The organism is Vibrio sp. 10N.247.310.24 (assembly GCF_041467175.1).
Lineage (GTDB): Bacteria > Pseudomonadota > Gammaproteobacteria > Enterobacterales > Vibrionaceae > Vibrio > Vibrio tasmaniensis_A.
Genome location: NZ_JBFSUD010000179.1, coordinates 1 through 1,674, shown reverse-complemented (window position 1 = coordinate 1,674; position 1,674 = coordinate 1). Strand labels below are relative to the sequence as shown.

Below are 1,674 nucleotides of genomic sequence, written 5' to 3'. Positions count from 1 at the left end.
GATCGTAGGTTCTTGATTTAGTTCCATTGAATTACGCAACAAAGCCGCGTTTATGCTCCCGATATACTGCAGGTCGATGGCACTAGCTATTTCAGAAACCGAAATTCCCCGTTCCAAAAGAGCAGAAGTCTGGTATCTTCTGCCCTCGCTCAACTGCTGATAATTCATGGTAGCACTGCTTGTTTCTTTGACGAGAAGAGCGTACCACTTTAGGCGGTTGGCTTTCTCCCGAATTGTGTTAATCGGTTACCTAACTTGATAAAAGGTTTTTCTACAACTTGAAGAGTAATGTAACTAAAGGCTAATATGCTAATTAAAGCCTGTAAGTCGGGATGAATGATATTAATAGAATATTGATCGTAAAAAGATTTTATAGAATTCCAAGGCCAATTATGAAATAAGTATACAGAGTAAGTTAAGTTGGATAGAAGTAATACAGTCGATGTTACTTTTAGACTTTCCCTATACCACCAAGTAGTGATAAATATTGTCAGAGCAATTAAAGAAAAATGTGAATAGAACCAATCAGGGGAATATGAATACATTAGGTAGTAGTGTATTCCTAAAATCAGTGATGTTGGAAATAAAACCAAATATAGTTTAATGATATTTCTTTCATATAAAAATATCATTGAGCCGATAAATAACATGGGGCTATAAATAGAGAATATCCCTTGAGACCACCCTTCACCAGAAGGGAATGGAGAGGTGAGCCCAATAACAGCACTAGTAACTAAATAAATATACGGAAGACGTGAGGTTAGGTTGTCGAAAATATTTACTTTTTTGAGAATCCCCATGTATATATAAAACATTACTTCAACTCTCAAAGTCCACTCTACGCCCCAAAGAGTGTGAGGTGCATTAAAAAAATCACCGATGAGAAAAAGTTGTGGGATCAAAATCTCAGCATCTGGTATTACTCCAAATGAGTAGTAGTCATGGATATACTGTAGTGATACAGCAAAAATATACAACGGGTATATCCTAAAGAAACGCTTAATAAAGAAAACAGAAGAGCTTTCATTATTGAGAACAAAAGTTATTATATAGCCAGATACGAGAAAGAAAACGATTACCCCAGTCCCGCCCCCTTGAAAAGCTGAAAGTATAGTGAGTGATATGTAGTTTAAGTAGCTTGGTAACTGACTCCCAACAATTGCTTGTTCGAGCATATTGTAAAATTTGTGAGCAATAACAACAGTAATAAAAGCAAATACTCTCAAGTAATCAAGGAAAACTATTCTTCTATTTTTCAAAAAACCACCTGTATCAGTAGCAAACGTAAAGGCATGCATTCTAACATTGTTGATGCTTGAAGGCATGTTTTATTGGCCCCTCAAAACCACCGCCTAGGGCAGTGGTGATTGTTCCTTGAGGCTATACCTGAAGAAGTGCCCTCTTATTTACCACAAGTAAGAGGAAACAACCACATGGGCGATTACAGAAGTTCATCACACGTCCATTGGCGTTGCAAATACCATATAGTTTGGACTCCAAAGTACAGATATAAGATTTTGAAAGATTAGGTTGGAAAGGAGCTTTATCGTTCAATCTATATCTTGTGCAATATGAAAGACTGCGAGTTTTTAGGGCTTTGTTGCGTAATTCAATGGAATTAAATCAAGAACCTACGATCTGATCAGCTACCACCACTCTCTCTCGTAGCCTTAT

The 1,674-nt window shown here is 36.9% G+C and carries 1 protein-coding gene and 2 pseudogenes; 1 reads left to right on the top strand and 2 read right to left on the bottom strand.

Annotated elements, in window-relative coordinates:
• Positions 1-46 precede the first annotated feature (46 nt).
• Positions 47-168 (bottom strand): annotated as a pseudogene (locus AB6E08_RS23230) (IS30 family transposase); the annotation flags it as partial.
• A gap of 41 nt (positions 169-209) precedes the next feature.
• A complete protein-coding gene (locus AB6E08_RS23225; RefSeq protein WP_372067769.1) occupies positions 210-1,325 on the bottom strand; it encodes an acyltransferase family protein in 1,116 nt (371 codons plus the stop codon).
• A 108-nt stretch (positions 1,326-1,433) separates the two neighbouring features.
• On the opposite strand from AB6E08_RS23225, the pseudogene AB6E08_RS23220 reads away from it, so the two are divergent.
• Positions 1,434-1,598: pseudogene (locus tag AB6E08_RS23220) on the top strand (transposase); the annotation flags it as partial.
• Positions 1,599-1,674 lie beyond the last annotated feature (76 nt).

Coding starts and splice junctions, on each gene's coding strand:
- AB6E08_RS23225 (WP_372067769.1), bottom strand. CDS start 1,325: ATGCCTTCAAGCATCAACAATGTTAGAATGCATGCCTTTACGTTTGCT.